This is a genomic window from Priestia sp. SIMBA_032 (assembly GCF_046535215.1).
In the GTDB taxonomy this organism is placed as follows: Bacteria; Bacillota; Bacilli; order Bacillales; family Bacillaceae_H; genus Priestia; species Priestia aryabhattai.
Map to the genome: position 1 here is coordinate 1 of NZ_JAWRXD010000789.1, position 266 is coordinate 266.

Consider the following 266-nt stretch of genomic DNA (forward strand, 5'->3'; position numbering starts at 1 on the left):
TTCTCGCGCAGTGCGCGGAGTCGTCGGTAGTACCTGTTGAGGCTGGTGACGAGGATGGCCGAGACCACGATGGAGATAGCAGAGCCGAGGAGGACGGCGAGGGTGCCTTGGTCGGCGATTTCGGGGTGGTTGGCGAAGGCGAGTTCGTTCATCAGTAGTGACACGGTGAAGCCGATGCCGCCGAGGGCGCCGGCAGTGAGGAGCCCGTGGAGGGTGATGCTGGGGTGGTTGTCGCGGCTGATCACGGTGTACAGCCAGGTGCCGAG

At 64.7% G+C, this 266-nt stretch carries 1 protein-coding gene; it reads right to left on the reverse strand.

All coding sequences use genetic code 11. The features are described 5' to 3' along the window. A partial coding sequence (locus tag SB717_RS36485; protein WP_410907920.1) for a Na+/H+ antiporter NhaA occupies positions 1-266 on the reverse strand: 266 nt, incomplete at both ends.